This is a genomic window from Microbacterium sp. (genome assembly GCF_026393345.1).
In the GTDB taxonomy this organism is placed as follows: domain Bacteria; phylum Actinomycetota; class Actinomycetes; order Actinomycetales; family Microbacteriaceae; genus Microbacterium.
In genome coordinates this window covers 86,748-87,518 of the sequence record NZ_JAPLAI010000035.1, presented here as the reverse complement: position 1 = coordinate 87,518, position 771 = coordinate 86,748, and the positions used below count along the sequence as shown (strand labels likewise).

The 771-nt window shown below is 71.2% G+C and carries 1 pseudogene; it reads left to right on the top strand.

Features of this window, described 5'->3' with window-relative positions:
* Positions 1-449: pseudogene (locus tag NT132_RS05240) on the top strand (tRNA (adenosine(37)-N6)-threonylcarbamoyltransferase complex transferase subunit TsaD); the annotation flags it as partial.
* Between the last annotated feature and the right edge of the window lie 322 nt (positions 450-771).

The following is a 771-nucleotide window of genomic DNA, read 5'->3' as shown; positions in this document are numbered from 1 at the left end:
AGATCGATCGCGCGGCCGACCTCGGGGATCCGACGGCGATCCGTTTCCCCCGCGGACTCACCGCGCCGAAGGATCTCGAGCGCCACCGCTACGACTTCTCGTTCTCCGGACTCAAAACCGCGGTGGCCCGGTTCGTCGAGGCGGCGCGAGACCGCGGGGAGGAACCGGCGGTTGCCGACATCGCGGCCGGATTCCGGGAGGCCGTGGTCGATGTGCTCACTTCCAAGGCGATCGCGGCGTGCCAGGATCTCGGCATTTCGCGGCTCCTCCTCGGCGGTGGGGTGATCGCCAACACCCGCCTCCGGACCGTCGCCACGGAGCGCGCCGCCGCGGCGGGGGCGATGATCGCGGCGTTGGGCGCCCGACTCATCGCTGAAGGACGCGGCCCCTCGGATCCCGGGTTCGGCGCCGATTCGACCCTGCCGGTCACCGACATTCAGTTGCCCTAGCGCGTCGCGGACACTCCGCCGGGCGCGTTGACTCTGCCGGGGCACCTTGACACGATGGGCGCGCTGGCACACTCCAGCACCCTTTTCGGAGTAGGAGAGACCGCCATGACCGATACCCCGCCCCCGCCGCCGGCAGCACCGGACGTACCGCTTCCCCCGGCAGCTGCACCCGTGGCTCCCGCCGCCCCGATGGGAGCTGCTCCGATGGGCGCTGCTCCGGTGGCCGGCCCCAAGCAGTCCCTCAGCCTGGCCGCCTTCATCGTCGGGCTGGCCGCCTTCGTCTTCTCGTGGATCATCGGCCTCGGCCTGATCCCCGGAATCG